Raw genomic sequence first — 19,223 nt, forward strand, 5'->3', positions numbered from 1 at the left:
ATTCTAAATAAAATTTAATTTATTATAGATATTTAGTGATATCAGTCTTTTAAAAATAGTTAATATTAGGAGGAAATGTGTGAAATATAATGATTGGTTTGTAAGTACTTTTGAAAAAAATAAAAATTTTAAAAAAAATAGAATATTTCTATTCCCGTATGCAGGAGGTGGAGTTTCATCATTTAAAAATTGGCAGGACAAGTTTGAAAATACTGAACTAATTTGTGCTCAGTATCCAGGTAGGGAAAGTAAGATAAGCGAAGAACCATTAAATAATTTAGACAAGCTTATATCTACTCTTTATGATTATATAACTCCTTTAATAAATGAGGATATACCATACTATTTTTTTGGACATAGTTTTGGAACTAAAGTAGTATATGAACTTGTTTTAAAAATACAAAAAAATAACTTAAAAATGCCGAGTGGAATTGTTTTATCAGCAGGAAAGGCACCTTGCTACAAGGAGGAAAATCCTATTTATCACCTTGATAATGTTAAGTTTTTACAGCAATTAAAGAGATTTTCATCAATTCCAGAAGAGTTAATATCAAACATGGATATTATGAATCTATTTATACGTATGATTAAAGCTGATTTTGAAATGGATGAAAAATATTTAAAGAAAGATATTATTCCTATAAATTGTCCTATAATAGCATTTATGGGAAGTGATGATAAAGAGATACGTTTACAAGAACTTTTAAAATGGAAGCATTATACATCAAAATCATTCAATTACAAAATTATCAAGGGAAGTCATATGTTTATAAATACAAATAAAGATAAAGTTGTAAATAACATTAAAAAATTTATACAAGGTGTAGAAGATGCAAAATAAAGTTATCATTTTTAAGTTGAAAAATTTTAAAAAAATAGATTATAAAAATTACTTAGAATTAATTAATGAAAAATATTGTTTGATATTAATGGTTGATATAAATGAATTTGAAGAAGTAGAAAAATTAGAAAAATATTTAACCATAGACGAGGAAATTAAAAAAGAAAAATATTATTACAAGAGAAAGAAAAAGTGTTATGTGATTTCACATGGGATAGTAAATTACATTTATAGCAAATGGATAGGATGCACAGTAAAAGAATTATCTTTTAATAAAGGTCCTTTTTTAAAACCCTACATTGATAATGAATATCGAATTCAATACAATATAACACATTCGAAAGATCTTTTGGCTATAGGTCTTTCGAAATATACAATTGGTATTGATTTAGAATATATAGACAAAAACATGGATTATGAAGATATTGTAAATATGTGTTTTCATAAAAAAGAAAGTAGCTTTATACAAAAAAATTTAAATTTATTTTATAAAGTGTGGGTAATAAAAGAGGCTTATTTAAAATTAATAGGGGAAGGATTAAACAGACCTTTAAATTCTTTTTACATAGAACAATATTTACATAAAGAACAAAATGAATTTACATTAGTGGATGAGTACAAAAAAAGCAAAGAAAAAGCTTATATTTTCTACCCATTAGAAAATTATGTAGGTGCATTTTGTTTAAAATAAGTTCATAGGAAGGAGAAAATATTGAATAAGCATATAATTAATGAATTAGAGGATAAGTATGACAAATTAGCTTGGGAAAAAAATACTTTATCACAAGCGCTTGTTGATTGGGAGAAGAAGTATTCAGATAAAGTTGCAATTGTAGACGATGAAAAGGAATTTACTTATAACAAATTACTAAAGGATGTAAATAATTATGCAGCAGGATTAATAAAATATGGATTTGAAAAAGGGGATAAGATAGTTTTACAAATACCTAATTCTTACGAATTTGTAGCTTTATCATTTGCTATGTTTAAAATTGGTGTTATTCCAATTATGGCACTACCTGCACATAGAGAAATAGAGTTAAAAGGTATAATAAAAAAATCACAAGCAAAAGCGTATATTATTAACAATAAATATTTAGGATATGATTTTTTAAAACTAGCAAAAGGTTTAATAGATCAACTAACAAATACCTTAGATGTATTTGTTATAGGAGATTGTGGAAAGTTTAAATCTATTGATATTTTAAATGATAAAAATAATATAGATGAAATAAAATGTAATATTGATTATAAAGAAATAGCACTTTTATTACTATCTGGTGGAACAACTGGGATACCTAAATTAATACCTAGAAGACATACAGATTACCTTTATGTTGCTAAAAAAATGGCACAAAAGTGCAAAATGAACTCAGATACTGTTTATTTAGCATCTCTTCCAATATCACATAATTTTCCACTTGGTTGCCCAGGATTAGTAGGAACTTTATCAGTAGGTGGAAAGGTTGTAATGTGTAAAACTACTAGTCCTGATGAAATACTTCCTTTGATTGAAGAACAAAGAGTTAGTATAACAGGTTTAGTTCCAGCTATGGCAGTTATGTGTGCAGATTTTATAAAAGATTATGATGATTATAACTTAGAGTCATTAAAGGTTTTACAAGTTGGAGGGTCAGTTTTGGATTCGAAAACTGCGAAAAATATTTCAAACACATTTGGTTGCAAGTTACAACAAATATTTGGAATTGCAGAAGGATTAATATGTTGTACTTCATTAGATGATGAAGATGAGATAATTTATAATTGCCAAGGGACTCCTATTAGTGATATGGATGAAGTTCTTATAGTTGATGAAGATGAGAATGAAGTAGAAGCTGAAAATTATGGAGAGTTAATTGTAAGAGGACCTTATACTATTCATGGATACTACAATCTAGAAGAAGTAAACAAAAAGTGCATTAATAAAAATGGATTCTTTAAAACTGGTGATAAGGCTAGGGTATTAAAAAATGGAAATTACCAAATAGCTGGAAGAATAAAGGAAATGATTAATAGAGCAGGAGAGAAAATAACACCATTTGAACTGGAAGATATTTTATTAAAAAATAACTATATAAAAAATGTGCAAGTTGTTGGCATAAAAGATAATTTCTTAGGTGAAAGAATTTGTGTATTTATTTTAAAAGATAATAATAAGGAGTTATCATTAGAAGAAGTAAGAATGTTTTTAGTTGAAAAAGGGGTAGCTACATTTAAATTACCAGATCAAATTTTATATGTTGAAGATTGGCCACTAACTAGTGTAGGTAAAATTAGTAAAAATAAACTAAAAGAGATTGCTTTAGAAAACAACTTAGTTGAGGAGGTATTATAGTGAGTAATGTAGACTATAAAAATGAAGCTAAGGATTTTATAAATAGTGAAGCTTGTAAATTATTAAATAAAACAGATATAAGTTTAAAATATAATTTAATAGAAATGGGAATTAGTTCTATTCAAGTTATGAAAATATCTAGTAGTCTTAGAAAATTTGGCATAATTATTCCTTTTGCTAAATTAATTTCAAATCCAACTATTGAAAAATGGAATGAATTAGTAGATAGGTCAAAGTTAAAAAAAATCAAAAAGTATAACAAAGACACTAATAAAGAATATGATGAAGATTCTTTTGCACTTACAGATGTGCAACAGGCTTATTGGGTAGGAAGGGAAGATGATCAACCCTTAGGAGGAGTTAGTTGCCATGCGTATTTAGAGTTTGATGGAGAAAATATTAATCCGAATAAATTAGAAAAAGCATGGAATACAATACAAAATTATCATCCTATGTTAAGAGCTAAATTTTTAGAAAATGGTAGACAAATTATAATGAATAAACCTTACTCAGAAAATATTGATATATATGATTTGACTTCACTTACAAAAAAAGATTTAGAAATTGAATTAGATAAAATAAGAGAAAAAATATCAAATAGAAAGCTTGATGTTGAAAAAGGTCAAGTAGCAGGATTAGCTATAAGTATTCTTCCTAATAATAATTCAAGAGTTCACATAGACATAGATTTATTAGTAGCTGATGTAATGAGTATGAGTATTTTAATAGAGGATTTATCAAAAGCGTATAATGGGGAAAAATTTATACATAGTGAAAGTAAAACCTTTAAAGACTATCTTTTATCAAGAAATGAATCTGAAAAAAATGAGGAAGATAAAGCCTTTTGGAATGAAAAGATAAAAACTTTTTCAGAAGAAATTAGACTACCTTTTGTAAAAAAACCAGAGTTGGTACATAATCCTAAATTTAAAAGAAAAAGTAAAATTATTGAAAAAAATATATGGCAAAAGATAAAAAATAAAGCGACATCTTATAAACAAACTCCATCCATGTTTTTACTTACATGCTATGCATTAATACTTGAAAGATGGTGCAAACAAGAACAGTTTTTAATAAATATTCCTTTGTTTAATAGAAGTTATAATGAAGACTATACACAAAATATGGTTGCAGACTTTACAAATTTATTATTATTAGAATTTAATAAAAAAGATTGTAATACATTCTTGCAAACAATAGAAACTATAAACAAAACTTTTGTTGATAATGTTAATCATTCTAATTATTCTGGAGTTTTAGTGCAAAGAGATATATTCAAATTAAAGGGTGAATCTTACTTGGTCGCACCTGTTGTATTTGCTTGCAATATAGACACGCCACTAGAAACTAAAAATTCACAAAAGGCTTTTGGCAAGTTAAATTATATGATATCTCAAACTCCACAAGTTTGGTTGGATTTCCAAAGTTATATAAATGATGAAGGTCTAGTATTAGCTTGGGATTTTGTTGAAGAAATTTTCCCAAAAGAACTTATTGACGACATGTTTAGCTCATTAGTAGAGTTAATATATTTATTAGAGAAAGAAGATAATTGGGATATAAATATAGACGTACTACCTAAAAAACAAAAAAAACAAAGAGAAGAGGATGTTAATAATATACTTCCATTGAAATATCCTGAAAAATTATTATATTCAGAATTTGTAAAAAAGTCCATAGAATATCCAAACAAAAGCGCTTTAGTAGATGGAACAAATCATACAATTTTGACTTATTCACAACTTTACAATAAATCTCTTAAGGTGGCTACTAACTTAATAAATAATGGAGTTAGAAAAGGCGATTGCATAGGAATTATTTTGAAAAGAGGGCTAAGCCAAATCGAAGGAATTATTGGAATATTATTTGCTGGAGCAACGTATATTCCAATTGGTCATAATCAACCAAAATCACGAAGAGAGAAAATATATGAACAAGTAGGGATAAAAACAATATTAACAGATAAAGAAGTAGAAGAAGAAAATGATTTAAATGCAGATAGCGTAAAAATTATATATATAGATGATAATATCACAGGGGAAACTTTAAGTAAACCTATTGATATACATCCAAGTAGTAGTGCATATATAATTATGACATCAGGATCAACAGGAATGCCAAAAGGAGTAGAAATAACTCATAGAAGTGCTGTAAATACAATTGATGATATTAATAATAAATATAATATATCTAAAGAAGATAGCATACTTTGTGTATCTGCTATAGATTTTGACCTTTCTGTGTATGATATATTTGGACTTTTATCAGTAGGAGGAAAACTAATAATCCTTGATGATGTAAATTTTAAAAATCCTCAGGTTTGGATAAGTTTAATAGATAAATACAATATAACTATATGGGATTCTGTACCAATTTTATTTGATATGTTAGTAACTATGGCAGAGTCTTATAATAAAAAACTCCCAATTAAAGTTGTTATGTTATCTGGAGATTGGATTGGATTAAATCTAGCAGAAAGATTTTATGCAATAAGTGATAATTCAGTAGTAGTTGCAATGGGAGGAGGAACAGAAGCATCTATATGGTCAAACTTTTTAAACGTTCCTACAAGAATACCTAAAGAATGGGTTTCAATACCTTATGGAAAAGCTTTGAAAAATCAAGTTTATAAAGTAGTAGATGAAAACGGAAGAATATGTCCAAATTGGGTTAGTGGAGAACTGTGCATAGGCGGAGTAGGGGTTTCAGTAGGTTACAAAGGAGATACTGGATTAACGAAAAGAAAGTTTGTAAAAGATGGAGATATAACTTGGTATAAAACAGGAGACTTAGGAAGAATATGGGATGATGGAACTATAGAATTTTTAGGAAGAATAGATAACCAAGTTAAAATAAAAGGATATAGGATAGAAATAGGAGAAATAGAATCTTTAATTTTAGAAATAGAAGGAATTAATAATTGTAAGGTTATTACAAATAATAAAAGAAATGCATTATATGCCTTTATTATAAAAGATAAAACTAGCTTAATAGATGATAGTAAAATAAAGGACATACTAATAAGTAAATTACCTAGCTACATGGTTCCAGACAATATTATTTTTATTGAAAAATTCCTATTAAATAAAAATGATAAAGTAGATACAAAGGCTCTTATGGCTTTAGTGAATACACAAAAAAATACAAATAAACAAGTAAAACAAATTTCTAGTTTAGAAGTTGAAGTTTTAGATATATTCAAAGAAGTTTTTGAAAATGAAAAATATAATATAAATTCTAATTTCTTTGAAATGGGAGGAGACTCTTTAATAGCGGTTAAGACGTTAACTTTGATAAAAAGCAAATTAGGATATGAATTAAAAATATCTGATATTTTTAACAATACAACAGTAGAAAGATTAGCAAATGTTATTTATAAAAATAATGAAAATAAAAAAGACTTTACTGAAGAAGAAATAAATATACATAAATTTAAAGAAAAAGATTGGTATAAGTTAACGGATATACAACATGCTTACTGGGTTAGTAGAAAGGGATATTTTAATAACAATAAACAAACTTCAAATTGTTACTTTGAAATAGAAAGTTATAATTTAAATACAGAAAAATTATCTAAAATTATAAATATACTTATAAAGAATTATAAAATGCTTAGAGCTTATGTTACAGAAGATGGAACAAAGCAAATGATTTTAGATGAAGTATATTATAATGTTTCAGAAAAAGATATATCAAGTTTAGTCTTTAAAGATAAAGAAACTTATTTAAAAGATAAAAGAAAACAATTACTATCAGATATAAAAGATGTCTCTAAATGGCCGACCTTTACAATAGAGGTAACGAAGTTATCTTTTGAAAAATCTATTATACATATATGCTTTGATAATATATTCATAGATGCACTAAGTGTAGGATTTATATTAAATAGAATAAATGAATTATATTTAAATATAAATAGTGTTAGTAAGTTTAAAAGAAGTGCGTTACTTACGGATAATCTAGAAAAATATGAAATAGATAGGATATATTGGAATAATAAACTTAAAGACATATATCATGCACCCAAAATAGCTAAAATACCAGACGATAAAGATAGTTTAGAATTTAAAAGATTATATCATTTATTTGATATAAGTGATTACAATAATTTAAAAAGCTTAGCAAGCAACTATAATCTCACAATATCTAATATAATCTTATCAGCATTTTCTGAAATACTTCATATTTGGTCAAATAATGATAAGTATACGATTAATATTACAACTATAGAAAATACATTAGATAAGTATGAATTTATGGGCGAGGTGGGAGATTATACATCAACATTTTTAAATAGTATAATTTATGAAAAAGAAGATAGTTTTTATGATAGAACTAAGAAAATTCAAAAATCTATGATAAAGAATATGGAACATTTAAGTTACAGTGGAGTAAATGTAATAAGAGATTTAAACAAAGAATATAAAAACATATCAATGCCAATTGTATACACAAGTACTATTGGAGTAATTAATAATATAGATACTAAAAATATTGGAGATATTGTATTTTCGATAACTCAAACTCCTAATGTATATTTAGATTGTCAAGTAAGTTTTGTAGAAGGAAGATTAATGGTAAATTGGGATTATTTATCTAGTGCTTTTGACAAAGATGATATAGAAAATAAGTTTGAAATGTTTATAAAATTAATTGATTTAATTATTAAAGAAAAAATTTCAGATAAAAAAAGTGTTTATGAATTATTAAAAGTTAATGAAGTGTTTGAAGAGGGGGCTATATGATAACTAAAGAATATATTGAAAGTTTAGAAGATAGAGGAATATATTTATGGGAAGAAGAAAATCAACTTAGGTATAAAGCAAAAAAAGGAAGTATGAAAGAGGATATTAAGCAAAAACTTAGCGAAAATAAGGGAGAAATTATAGAATTTCTTAAAAGAAATAATATGTATGGCAAATGCGTAGCTAATAAAGTATATAGTAAGGAAATATTTTTAGAAAATATAAAAAAATATATTTTAGAAAATGAACAGAATATAGATAAAATAGGTTTAGCAAATTGGATAGATTGTGCAAATAATGTTTCTATATTAGATATTTTTAATACTTTTTATGCAAACGGTATATTTAAATATGGAAAAATATATACACAAGAAGATATTATAAAAACCTTAAACATAGATAAAATGTACAATAGCCTTGTTAAAAAATGGATAGAGACGCTTTTGGAGAAACAAATTGTAGAAAAAGAAGAAGATAAATATTTTCTAAAAGATAAATTAATTATAAATGAAATTTCTAAAGATTATTGGAATGACTTTGAAGATGTTGAAAATAGAATAAATTATGGAAGAGAGTTCTTTGATTATTTAAAAAGATGTAGTGAAAATTTACTTCCTGTTTTACAGAAAAAAGTTAACAGCGTAGAGTTACTTTTTCCAAATGGAGCTACCGATACGGCTATGGGAATTTATCAAAATAATAAAATAAGCAAAGCTTTTAATGGTATAGCAAGTATGTCAGTTAAAGAATTTGTAAAATTAAACTCAAATAATAAAAAAACTATCAAGATTTTAGAAATTGGAGCTGGTGTAGGAGGGACAACCTCTGGAGTAATAGAAGAATTAGAAGGTATGAACTATGAGTATTATTTTACTGATATATCAAACTACTTTTTAAATATGGCTAAGGAAAAATATAAAAAAAATGAAAATATTAAATATGAATTATTTGATATAAATAAATCTCTTGAAGGACAAGTATTAAAACAAGATGAATTTGATATTATAATTTGTGCTAATGTTTTACATAATGCAAAAGATGGAAATATGGCAATACAGAGTATAAGCAAATTAATAAAGGATAATGGAATATTTGTTATAATTGATGAGGTTAGCGAACCTGAATTTTTATTGACATCAATAGATTTAAATGAAGGATTAAGTAATTTTGAAGATTGTAGAAAAGAAAATAATGAGATATTTTTTACATACAATCAATGGATAGAGATGTTTTCAAAAGAGAAAGTAGATTTACTCGTTGATTTTCCAAAAGAAAATACTGAGTTAAAAAAGATGGGTCAAAAAATATTCATAGGTAGATTTAAAGAGGTAAATTTAATTAATAAACATAATGAATCTATATCTTTTGAAGGAAAACTTAAAAAAACAAAAAAAGATATAAATAATGATAATTATTGTGATAGCAAAATTATTTTACAAAAAGATAAAAACATGGAGAAAAACATAAAAAATATATGGATAGATATATTAAAAGTAGAAGAATTAGATGTTAATGATAATTTCTTTGAGGTTGGAGGAGATTCTCTAGTTATAACTCAGTTAATATCAAAGCTATGGAAAGAATATTCACAAACTAAAAATTGGGATTGGAGTATGTTTGCAGATACAATAATGAAAAATCCTACAGTAAGCAGCTTAAGTTTAAAAATACAAGAACTTTATGAAAAAGATGTAAAGTTTAATGAAAAAGATATAGAACTTTTAAATTTAACAAAATCAGTAAAAAAGAAAAAGATAATACTATTTCATAATGGAACAGGTAATATAAATGTATATAAAAATTTAATTGATGAAATTAATAATGTTAATAAAGGAAGTTATGAATTATATGGTATAAATTTTAACAAAGAAATTTTAATAGGTTCAAAGAATTTAATTAAAGAATTAGCAATTAATTATGCTAATAAATTAATTGAAGAATTTAGTGGTTCAAACTTTGAATTAATAGGACATTGTGTAGGAGGGAGTATCGCTTTAGAAGTAGCAAACATATTGAAAAATAAGAATGAAAATGTGGAAAAAGTATTTATAATAAGTTCTTACTTAAACAAACAATTAATAGTAGATAATTTAAAAGAAAATGATTTAGATAAGTTGTTTAAATCAAATTTTTTAATGAGCTTAGTATTTTCACAACTTGTTAATGATAGTCTAATAACAAAATCTGGAATTGATATAAGTTCAAAATACATATCAGATGTAGTAGGAATTATTAGAGATAAAAATAATGGTGAATTTTTAGATGAATATATAGTTGATATTAAAAATGAGCATGAAAATTTTTATAACTTGTATAAAGTATATTTAAATGAAAAAGAAAAATATAGCGAAGAAAGTGAAATGTATTGTACTTTCTTAAAACATTTTGAGGCTACATCAAAATACATTCCAGAAAAATATAATGGAGAAGTTGTGTTTTTTAAATGTATAGAAAATGTTGATAATTTCATTATGGAAGAAGAACAGTATTTTTCAGATGATTTATTTTTATGGAGCAAATACTTAAAAGGGAATATAATTTTTTCTTATATAGGTGGAAATCATATAAATTGCATAGAAAATTTTGATGTAGAAAAAATATCTGGTTTATTAGGGTGATAATCTAATGGAAAAAGTTATAGGTATAATAGGATCAACTGGATTACTTGGACAAAGTATAATTAATTTTATGAAAGATAAATATACTTTGATAGGACTTGACAGAATAAAAACGAAAGAAGATAAGAAACTTTATAAAGAGTATGTATTTGATTTAAATTGTGAAGAAAAATTAACAGATTTCATAAAAGAATGTGACATTGTTGTTAATTGCTCAGGACCTTCGTACTTTATAAAAGATAAGGTTTTAAAAATATGTATTAAATTAGAAAAAGACTATATAGACCCATTTGGAAGCCTAGATTTAATTAAAAATAGCTCGTATGAAAAATTAAATTCAAGAGTTTTAATTTGGTGCGGAGATTATCCAGGATTTACAGGTATAATTCCTTACTGGGTAAAATCAGAAGTACTGGATTCTATAGATTATTTAGAGATTAATAGAGGAAGTAATGAAAAAATATCTGCTTCAGCTGTGTGTGATTTACTACTTAGTAGTAATATGAATTTTGGAAAGGCAAATTACTATTTAGATAATAATATTCTAACTTACAATAAGTCTAAAATAAAAAAAGAGTATAGCCGACATATAGGGAAAAACTTATATATTGCAGAATTTATAAATAAAGAGATATTAGAAGTATCTAAAAAGCTTAAAATAAAAACAGCACATTTTGGTAATATATTCTTTGATAAAAAAGATATAGAATTTATAAATGAGGCTTATTTTGAAATGAGCTTATCTAAAAAAGAAAATTTATTAAGTGTGTCTAAAAGTATAGCGAATAGGTTTAACATAAATAAAACAGAAGAGAGCGAAACTTTATTTATAGTAAGAGTTTGTGGCATAAAAAAAGGTTATAATAGAAAACGAGAAATAATTATAAGTTCTAAAAAGAGTTATGATGTATCAGCTTATATTATAAAAAAATGTATAGATAACATAATCGATAAAAAGTTTGAATATGGAGTGTACAGACCTTTTGAAATATTAAATGCCAAAGAATTAGTTGATAATATGTTAGAAGTTAACATTATAGATAAAATTAAAGTATTTGATTTATTTTCAAATGAAGCAAATATATATGATATAGGAAGCATATAGAACTCAAATAATAAAAATTAAATTTAAATGTTATATAACTCAGAATCAATATAAAATATATGTATATATTATGTTGATTCTGAATTTGTATTAAGGAAAAAATGTGTGTTTGATATAAAATAATTAAAGCGATTATATTTGCAATATGGAGGAGCATAATGATACAAAAACTGTATGGAGAAGTAATTGAAACCGTAATAGACAATGAAAATGAAACGGTAATAAATATAAAAAATGAGAGTGGTAGTGGACAAATAATAGTGTATAAGTTGTTTGAAGGGATACATTTAATATATAATAATCTAAATCTTGAATATTGTAGTGGAAGTACTATTAAATTTCAAAATATTATAGAAATAAATCATTGCAAGTTTGGCAGATATGAATGCGAATTTAAAAAAAATAAATTTGAATATATATCTGAAGGGGATTTGGGAATTTATTTACTAGATAATAAAAAATATTCTAAAGCATTTTTTCCAAATAGACAATATTGTGGAATTAGTATTTTAATAGATATAGATAAAATAAAAGACTTTGATTTATTTAAAAGCTTTGGAGTAGATATAACTAAAATTTATAAAAAAGTAAAGAACAGTGACTTATGTAAAATAATAAGGGCAAATGAGCAATTAAATCATATATTTTATGAAGTATACACATCTAATGAAGAAAACAAATTTTACTATATGAGAATAAAAATAATAGAATTATTACTTTTTTTAGGACAAATAGATTATAGTACTAAAAGTAATAAAAAGTATTTAACAAATTATCAAGTACAAAAAACTAAGGATATAAAAAATTTTATAGTAAGTGATATAACTAAACATTATAAAATAGATGAATTAGCAAAATTATTTAATTTATCACAAACTACTATAAAAAAATGGTTTAAGGAAATTTATGGAATAGGCATTTATACATATTTAAAAAATTATAGATTACAAGAAGCAGTTAGATATTTAAAGGAAAGTGACTACTCAATGCTTGAAATATCTAACATTATAGGTTACTCAAATCCTTCAAAATTTTCTTGTGCATTTAAGCAGGAATATGGATATTCTCCAAAAGAATTTAAAAAACATATCCAAATGGATCAGTTATGTCCTTTAGGAGCAGATAATAATTATCAAATGGATTAGAATTTTAATTGAAAGCTTATGTTAATTAACTAAAGCTATTTGAAATCTAAAATACTAAGGGGGATTAAAATGGAGAAATATAGAAAGAAACTAACAGTAAAAGACTTAGCAACAATAGGAATATTTTGCGCTATTATGGTTGTAGTTTTTATTACATTTTCAATGATTACGGGAGCATCACTTTTCTTTAATATGATATTAAATGCTGTATTCACAGGATTTATATTATCACCATTTTTCGTATATTTATGTATGAAGGTTGCAAAGCCTGGGATATGTTTTATATACAACGCAATACATGCAATTATGGCAGGCTTACTTATGGGACCGTTTATGATACCTTGGTTTATAGGAGGAGCAATAATAGCAGAATTATCTATGATAGGTGATAATACATACAAAAACATAACAAGAGTTACTACAGCTTGGATTATAACTTCTTTGGTTAGAGCAATGCATGGTATGAGTGAAATATGGTTTTTCAAAGATGCATTTATAAAAACTGGAGTATCACCTGAGCAATTAGCTATACAAACTCAATACTATACTTCAGTTAAATGGGTTTTAATAAGTTGTGGATTGACAGTTGTGGCAGCTGCTTGTGGATGCATGCTAAGTAATAAGATAATGGAAAAACATTTTAAAAAGAGTGGAGCGATAAGATAAAATTATGAAAGCAATGGAATTTGATTTTAGAACAAAACTAATAGTTCTTATTTTAAATACATATGTTGTATCAATGATTTCACGAGAGAGTCTTTTTAGCTCTCTCATACTTTTATTATCAGTTTACTTAATTATACAAGGTAAAACAAAGTCACTTATAAAATGTTTAGTTTTATATGCCATATTAATTATATTAAAGTTAATTTCTAATGGAGAAGGAATAACTATTTTACTTCCTGAGATGTTTTTATTTTTGGTAATAAGAATGATAGCTATTATAATGGCAGCGATACCTATTTTAGGTATGCCACCTGGTGAAATAGTAGCGGTAATTAAAAAACTTAAAATCCCAAATTATATAGGATTACCATTTATTTTTATGATAAGGTTTTTTCCTACTGTTAAAATTGAATTTAAAGAGGTTTTTGAATCTATTAGGTTAAGAAAACTTGTAAGCATAAAAGAACCTCTAAAAGCATTAGAGTATACATTTATTCCTGTTATGATAAGGTCTACAAGAATAGCCGAAGAATTAGCAGCAGCTTCTGAAAGTAGAGGAATATCAAGCCCAGGAATTCACACATCAAGAAGAAAAATTAAACTATGTATTAAAGATTATACTTTAATATTAATAGCTTTAATTGTTTTTATAGCTTTGTTTATTTTAGAAAAGGGGTACTAAATATGATTAGCTTAAAAAATGTAACTTATTTTTATCAAAATCACAAAAAACCTTCAATAAAAAATATTAATATGGATATAAAAAAAGGAGAATTTGTAGTTTTAACAGGGAATAGTGGCTGTGGTAAAACTACGATAACTAGAGTGATAAATGGATTAGCACAAAAATTTTATGAAGGAGAATTAAGTGGACAAGTACTTGTAAATAATTTTGATATAAGTAAAAAAAAGTTATGGGAACTAGGAAAAGATATAGGGTCTGTATTTCAAGATCCTAAAAGTCAATTTTTTGCAACTTTAGTAGAAGATGAAGTGGCTTTTGGGTGTGAGAACTATGGAATAAATGAAAATGAAATAGATAATAGAGTTTATGAAGCTTTGGATATGGTAAATGGACTTAACTTAAGTGGTAAAGAATTATTTAGTTTATCAAGTGGAGAAAAGCAAAAGGTTGCTATAGCATCGATAAGTGCTTTAAATCCAGATATTTATGTATTTGATGAACCATCTGCAAATTTGGATATGTACTCTGTAGAACAATTAAAACAAATGCTTGAATACTTAAAAGAACTAGGAAAGACTATACTTATTTCAGAACATAGATTGTATTATTTAAAGGATTTAGCAGATAAGTACATATATATGAAAGACGGACAAATAAAGTATAGATGGAACAAAGAAGAAGTGGATAATATAGATGCTAAAATATGGGAGAGTTTAGGACTTAGACATTTAGATTTAAAAAAGATAGATGACTTAAAGTTAAATAACTATAATATCAAAAATAAAACTTGTTTAGATATTAAAAACTTAGATTTTAACTATAAAAAAAATATAATTTTTAACAAGTTAAATTTAACTTTTAAAAGCGGAGAAATCACTTGTATAACAGGAGAAAATGGAGCAGGAAAGACTACTTTAGCTAAGATATTATGTGGACTATTAAAAGAAAATGGAGGAAGCTTAGAATATAACAATAAACCTTTAAAATATAAAGACAGAAGAAAAATTTCCTACTTTGTATCACAAAACACAGATTGTCAACTATTTACTGAAAGTGTCGCAGAAGAATTACTTTTAAGTAATGAATTTATAGATGTAAAAGATGTCTTAAAAAATTATGGATTAGAAAAGCTTATAAAATGTCACCCATCTACTTTATCAGGAGGAGAGCGACAAAGATTAACACTTGCAGTAGCAGAGGTTATAGATAGAGATATACTAATATTTGATGAGCCTACAAGTGGAGTAGATAAAAACAATATGAATTTAATTTCAAAAAGGCTTAAAGAGCTAGCTAGTAAAGGAAAGATAATAATAGTTATTACGCATGATTATGAGTTTATAAAAGAATCTTGTGAAAATGTAGTTTTGATGAACAGTAAAGAAAAAATAGAAAATATAAATATATTTAAAGATAGTAAACGTTTGTTAGTATCTATGACGAGAAATATGGGAGTGAGTGTAAATGTATTATGATAACGAAATCAAAAGAGTTTTTGAATTTGCAGGAAATTATAAATATTTAACTATAATATCCTGTATACTATCAGGAATTAGCACTATATTAGGTGTGGTTCCTTTTGTATGTGTATATAAAGTTATAGATATTTGGATAAATAATAAAGAAAATATAAGTAACTCTAGTAAATATGCGCTTATTGCTTTGATATTTGCAGTACTTAGTATATTGGTTTATTATATAGCTCTTTCTTTTTCACATCTTGCAGCATTTAGAATTGCTAAGAATATGAAAAAGAAAACACTACACCATTTAATTACATTGCCTATAGGTTATTTTACATTAAATAGTAGTGGAAAAATAAGAAAGATAATAGATGATAATGCAGGGCTTACAGAAGATTTTTTAGCACATCAATTACCAGATTTTATTGCAGCATTAGTTATGCCAATCATATTTATTATATGTTTGTTTATTTTTAATCCTATATTAGGCATAGTTTGCTTAATACCTCTTTTTCTTTCAGTTCTATTTATGAAACAGATGATGGGTGGAGAAAATGCTAAATTTATGAGCAAATATATGACATCATTAGAGAGCATGAATAAGGAAGCTGTTGAGTATATTAGAGGAATACCAATTATAAAAGTGTTTAATCAAAGCATCTTTTCATTTAAAAATTTTCACAAGTCAATAAATGATTATAATGAATTTGCAAGTGGATATGCTCTTAGTTGTAGAATACCTATGACTAATTTCAAAGTATCTTTAAACAGCTTCTTTATATTTTTAATTCCAGCTAGTATTTTCATATTTAACAATACGAGCAATCACAAAAAGATATTTCTAGATATGTTTTTTTATATACTTTTTACACCTTTATGCACAAATATGGTTATGAAGTTAATATTCACACAAGAAAATTTACTTCAAACTAAAGAAGCTGTTAGACGTATTTCAAATTTATTAAATGAGCAACCTCTAAAGTGTAGTGGGAATGCAAAATCCGTAAATAATTTTAACATTGAAATTAAAGATGTTTCTTTTGCATATTCAGAAGGAAAAACTATATTAGATAATATTAATTTGAATATAAATGAAGGAGAAATGGTTGCAATAGTAGGGTCTAGTGGTAGTGGAAAAACAACACTTGCAAGTTTAATTCCTAGATTTTTTGATGTAAATAAAGGGAGTATAAGTATTGGAGGAGTAAATATAGTAGATATTAAAAAAGAAGATTTGATGAGTTATATTACATTTGTATTTCAAGAAAGTAAACTATTTAAAAGTAGTATAGCTGAAAATGTAAAAATAGGAAAAAATAATGCAACAGATGAGGAAATAAAAAAATCTCTACAAATAGCACAGTGTAATGATATTATAGAAAAAATGCCAGATGGTATAAATACTAGAATAGGAAGTAAAGGAGTACATCTTTCAGGGGGAGAAAAGCAAAGAATAGCTTTAGCAAGGGCAATACTAAAAAATTCTCCTATTGTTATATTAGATGAAGCTACTTCTTCAGCTGATGCAGAAAATGAATATTTAATTCAAAAGGCTTTTGAAAAGTTATCAAAAGGGAAGACTGTTTTATTAATAGCTCATAGATTATCTACAGTTGTAAATACAGATAAGATAGTAGTAATGAAAAAAGGTAAGATAGTAGAAGTAGGGTCTCACAAAAGTCTTTTAGATAAAGATGGAGTATATGCTAATATGTGGAGACAACATGAATCTTCTATAAGTTGGGAAATATAGAAAGGAGCATAAGCATGTTTGACTATTTACAAACTAAATATGACTTAAGTAATGAGGGATTAAAATCACTAAAAAAAGGAATTTTGTTTAGTGTGTTATATAATTTATCTATTATGATACCTATATTTTTACTAACTAAAATTTTAAGTAAAATGCTAGATATTGTGACTATGAACTCAAGTAATATAAATATAAATGTAATAGGTTATACAATAATAGGAGTTTTTGTACTATTTATTATGTTTGTATTTTCTTATTATCAATATACAATTACATATATCAATACATACGAAGAAAGTTCAAAGAGAAGAGTTCAAATAGCAGAGCATTTGAGAAAGCTTCCGTTATCATTTTTTGCAAAAAAGGATTTGTCGGATTTGACAAATACAATTATGTCAGATTGTGCAGGATTTGAACATGCATTTTCTCATGCTATACCTCAGTTTTATGGTTCTATTATATCAACAGCAATTGTAATTATAGCACTTTGTGTTTTGAATTTTAAAATGGCTATTGCAGTTTTTTTGGTAGCACCACTTGCATTTTTTATAATATTTATATCTAGAAAGTTACAAAGAAAATTTGGCAAAAAGCATATGGATAAAAAATTAAAAGTTTCAGATACTATACAGGAAACATTGGAATTAGTCCAAGATATACAAGCTTATAATATCCAAAATGGTTATGGAAATTTAATAGATTCTAGATTGGAAGAAGCAGAAAAGTCACAAAAGAAATCAGAATTAATAACAGCTACTTTATTAACTGTGGCTCAAATGTTTTTAAGGTTAGGATTGGCAACAGTTATTGTAGTTGGAAATAATATGATTATAAATCAAGATACAGATTTATTTACCTATATATTATTTTTAATAGTTGCTAGTATGATTTATGACCCGCTTTCTCAGACGATGAATAATTTAGCTCAAATATTTAATACAGATATAATTGTAGATAGATTAAAAAAGGTTTATAATGAACCAATTTTAGAAGGAGATAAAAATATTAAGTTTGATAATTTCGATATTGAATTTAAAAATGTAGGATTTTCTTACGATAAAAACAAAAACATAATAAACAATCTTAATTTTAATGCGGCTCAAGGTAAAAAGACTGCTTTAGTAGGATTTTCAGGAAGTGGCAAAAGTACGGTTTTAAAACTTGCTGCAAGATTTTATGTTATAGATAAAGGTAAAATTACTGTAGGAGGAAAAGAGGTTTCCAATATAGATGAAACAGAATTACTTAATTATTATTCAATAGTATTTCAAAATGTTTTATTATTTGATAACACCATAATGGAAAATATTAGAAATGGTAAAAAAGAAGCTACAGATGAGGAAGTTATTAACGCTAGCAAGCTTGCAAATTGCCATGATTTTATTATGGAACTAAAGGATGGATACAATACTAGAATAGGTGAAAATGGTAGATTGCTATCCGGTGGTGAAAAACAAAGGATTTCTATTGCTAGAGCCATATTAAAAGATGCGCCTATAATTTTACTAGATGAAATTACTTCTTCTTTAGATGTTGAAAATGAGATTTTAATTCAAGAAGCTATATCCAGAGTTATAAAAGATAAGACAGTTATAATTATTGCTCACAAAATGAAGACTATTAAAAATTGTGATAATATAATTGTTATGAAAGATGGAAGTAAGGTTGAAGAAGGCATTCACAATGAATTAATGAACAAAAAAGGCATATACTATAAGTTATGGAATATTCAAAATGAATCAAGTAATTGGGCTTTATAACTTAATTTTTATAGGTTTTCAAAATATATGATTATTGTTCTTTAAATTTGGTTAAGAGTAGCAAATTATATTTTAACACCCTAAAAATAGTGTAGATATTATTGTAT

General features: G+C 25.5%; 12 protein-coding genes. All 12 read left to right on the forward strand.

Features of this window, described 5'->3' with window-relative positions:
- The first annotated feature begins 79 nt into the window (after positions 1 to 79).
- The 12 genes from NWE74_RS15855 to NWE74_RS15910 all read left to right on the forward strand — a co-directional run bounded on the left by NWE74_RS15855 (position 80) and on the right by NWE74_RS15910 (position 19,116).
- The gene (locus tag NWE74_RS15855) at positions 80 to 841 is read left to right on the forward strand and encodes a thioesterase II family protein (RefSeq protein WP_258243938.1); all 762 of its coding nucleotides are present in this window, start codon (positions 80 to 82) and stop codon (positions 839 to 841) included.
- Entirely contained in the window at positions 831 to 1,532 is a 702-nt protein-coding gene (locus tag NWE74_RS15860; RefSeq protein ID WP_258243939.1) for a 4'-phosphopantetheinyl transferase family protein, read from the forward strand. Before NWE74_RS15855 ends, NWE74_RS15860 begins: the two co-directional genes overlap by 11 nt.
- Positions 1,533 to 1,553: 21 nt before the next feature.
- Positions 1,554 to 3,176 carry a (2,3-dihydroxybenzoyl)adenylate synthase gene (locus NWE74_RS15865; RefSeq protein WP_258243940.1) on the forward strand — a complete coding sequence of 541 codons (1,623 nt, stop codon included), beginning with the start codon at positions 1,554 to 1,556 and terminating at the stop codon, positions 3,174 to 3,176.
- Positions 3,176 to 7,921 (forward strand): non-ribosomal peptide synthetase, encoded by a 4,746-nt coding sequence (locus NWE74_RS15870; RefSeq protein WP_258243941.1) that lies wholly within the window; start codon positions 3,176 to 3,178, stop codon positions 7,919 to 7,921. The genes NWE74_RS15865 and NWE74_RS15870 overlap by 1 nt, the downstream gene beginning before the upstream one ends.
- Positions 7,918 to 10,539 (forward strand): methyltransferase, encoded by a 2,622-nt coding sequence (locus NWE74_RS15875; protein ID WP_258243942.1) that lies wholly within the window; start codon positions 7,918 to 7,920, stop codon positions 10,537 to 10,539. Before NWE74_RS15870 ends, NWE74_RS15875 begins: the two co-directional genes overlap by 4 nt.
- Before the next feature lie 7 nt (positions 10,540 to 10,546).
- The gene (locus NWE74_RS15880; protein ID WP_258243943.1) at positions 10,547 to 11,644 is read left to right on the forward strand and encodes a saccharopine dehydrogenase NADP-binding domain-containing protein; all 1,098 of its coding nucleotides are present in this window, start codon (positions 10,547 to 10,549) and stop codon (positions 11,642 to 11,644) included.
- Between the two features lie 158 nt (positions 11,645 to 11,802).
- Positions 11,803 to 12,789: a helix-turn-helix domain-containing protein gene (locus NWE74_RS15885; RefSeq protein ID WP_258243944.1), complete on the forward strand. Its 987-nt coding sequence runs from the start codon at positions 11,803 to 11,805 to the stop codon at positions 12,787 to 12,789.
- 69 nt (positions 12,790 to 12,858) lie between these two features.
- On the forward strand, positions 12,859 to 13,455 hold the full coding sequence (locus tag NWE74_RS15890) for an MptD family putative ECF transporter S component (protein ID WP_258243945.1): 597 nt from the start codon (positions 12,859 to 12,861) through the stop codon (positions 13,453 to 13,455).
- A 4-nt stretch (positions 13,456 to 13,459) separates the two neighbouring features.
- Positions 13,460 to 14,137, forward strand: a complete 678-nt coding sequence (locus NWE74_RS15895) for an energy-coupling factor transporter transmembrane component T family protein (protein WP_258243946.1) — start codon at positions 13,460 to 13,462, stop codon at positions 14,135 to 14,137.
- A 2-nt stretch (positions 14,138 to 14,139) separates the two neighbouring features.
- Positions 14,140 to 15,615, forward strand: a complete 1,476-nt coding sequence (locus NWE74_RS15900; RefSeq protein ID WP_258243947.1) for an ABC transporter ATP-binding protein — start codon at positions 14,140 to 14,142, stop codon at positions 15,613 to 15,615.
- Positions 15,605 to 17,356, forward strand: a complete 1,752-nt coding sequence (locus NWE74_RS15905) for an ABC transporter ATP-binding protein (protein ID WP_258243948.1) — start codon at positions 15,605 to 15,607, stop codon at positions 17,354 to 17,356. Before NWE74_RS15900 ends, NWE74_RS15905 begins: the two co-directional genes overlap by 11 nt.
- Before the next feature lie 14 nt (positions 17,357 to 17,370).
- Positions 17,371 to 19,116, forward strand: coding sequence for an ABC transporter ATP-binding protein (locus tag NWE74_RS15910; protein WP_258243949.1), 1,746 nt, complete (start codon positions 17,371 to 17,373; stop codon positions 19,114 to 19,116).
- Positions 19,117 to 19,223 lie beyond the last annotated feature (107 nt).

Origin of the sequence: Romboutsia lituseburensis, from assembly GCF_024723825.1 — a bacterium.
Classification (GTDB): Bacteria; Bacillota; Clostridia; order Peptostreptococcales; family Peptostreptococcaceae; genus Romboutsia_F; species Romboutsia_F lituseburensis_A.

Coding starts and splice junctions, on each gene's coding strand:
- NWE74_RS15910 (WP_258243949.1), top strand. CDS start 17,371: ATGTTTGACTATTTACAAACTAAATATGACTTAAGTAATGAGGGATTA.
- NWE74_RS15875 (WP_258243942.1), top strand. CDS start 7,918: ATGATAACTAAAGAATATATTGAAAGTTTAGAAGATAGAGGAATATAT.
- NWE74_RS15890 (WP_258243945.1), top strand. CDS start 12,859: ATGGAGAAATATAGAAAGAAACTAACAGTAAAAGACTTAGCAACAATA.
- NWE74_RS15885 (WP_258243944.1), top strand. CDS start 11,803: ATGATACAAAAACTGTATGGAGAAGTAATTGAAACCGTAATAGACAAT.
- NWE74_RS15895 (WP_258243946.1), top strand. CDS start 13,460: ATGAAAGCAATGGAATTTGATTTTAGAACAAAACTAATAGTTCTTATT.
- NWE74_RS15880 (WP_258243943.1), top strand. CDS start 10,547: ATGGAAAAAGTTATAGGTATAATAGGATCAACTGGATTACTTGGACAA.
- NWE74_RS15860 (WP_258243939.1), top strand. CDS start 831: ATGCAAAATAAAGTTATCATTTTTAAGTTGAAAAATTTTAAAAAAATA.
- NWE74_RS15900 (WP_258243947.1), top strand. CDS start 14,140: ATGATTAGCTTAAAAAATGTAACTTATTTTTATCAAAATCACAAAAAA.
- NWE74_RS15905 (WP_258243948.1), top strand. CDS start 15,605: ATGTATTATGATAACGAAATCAAAAGAGTTTTTGAATTTGCAGGAAAT.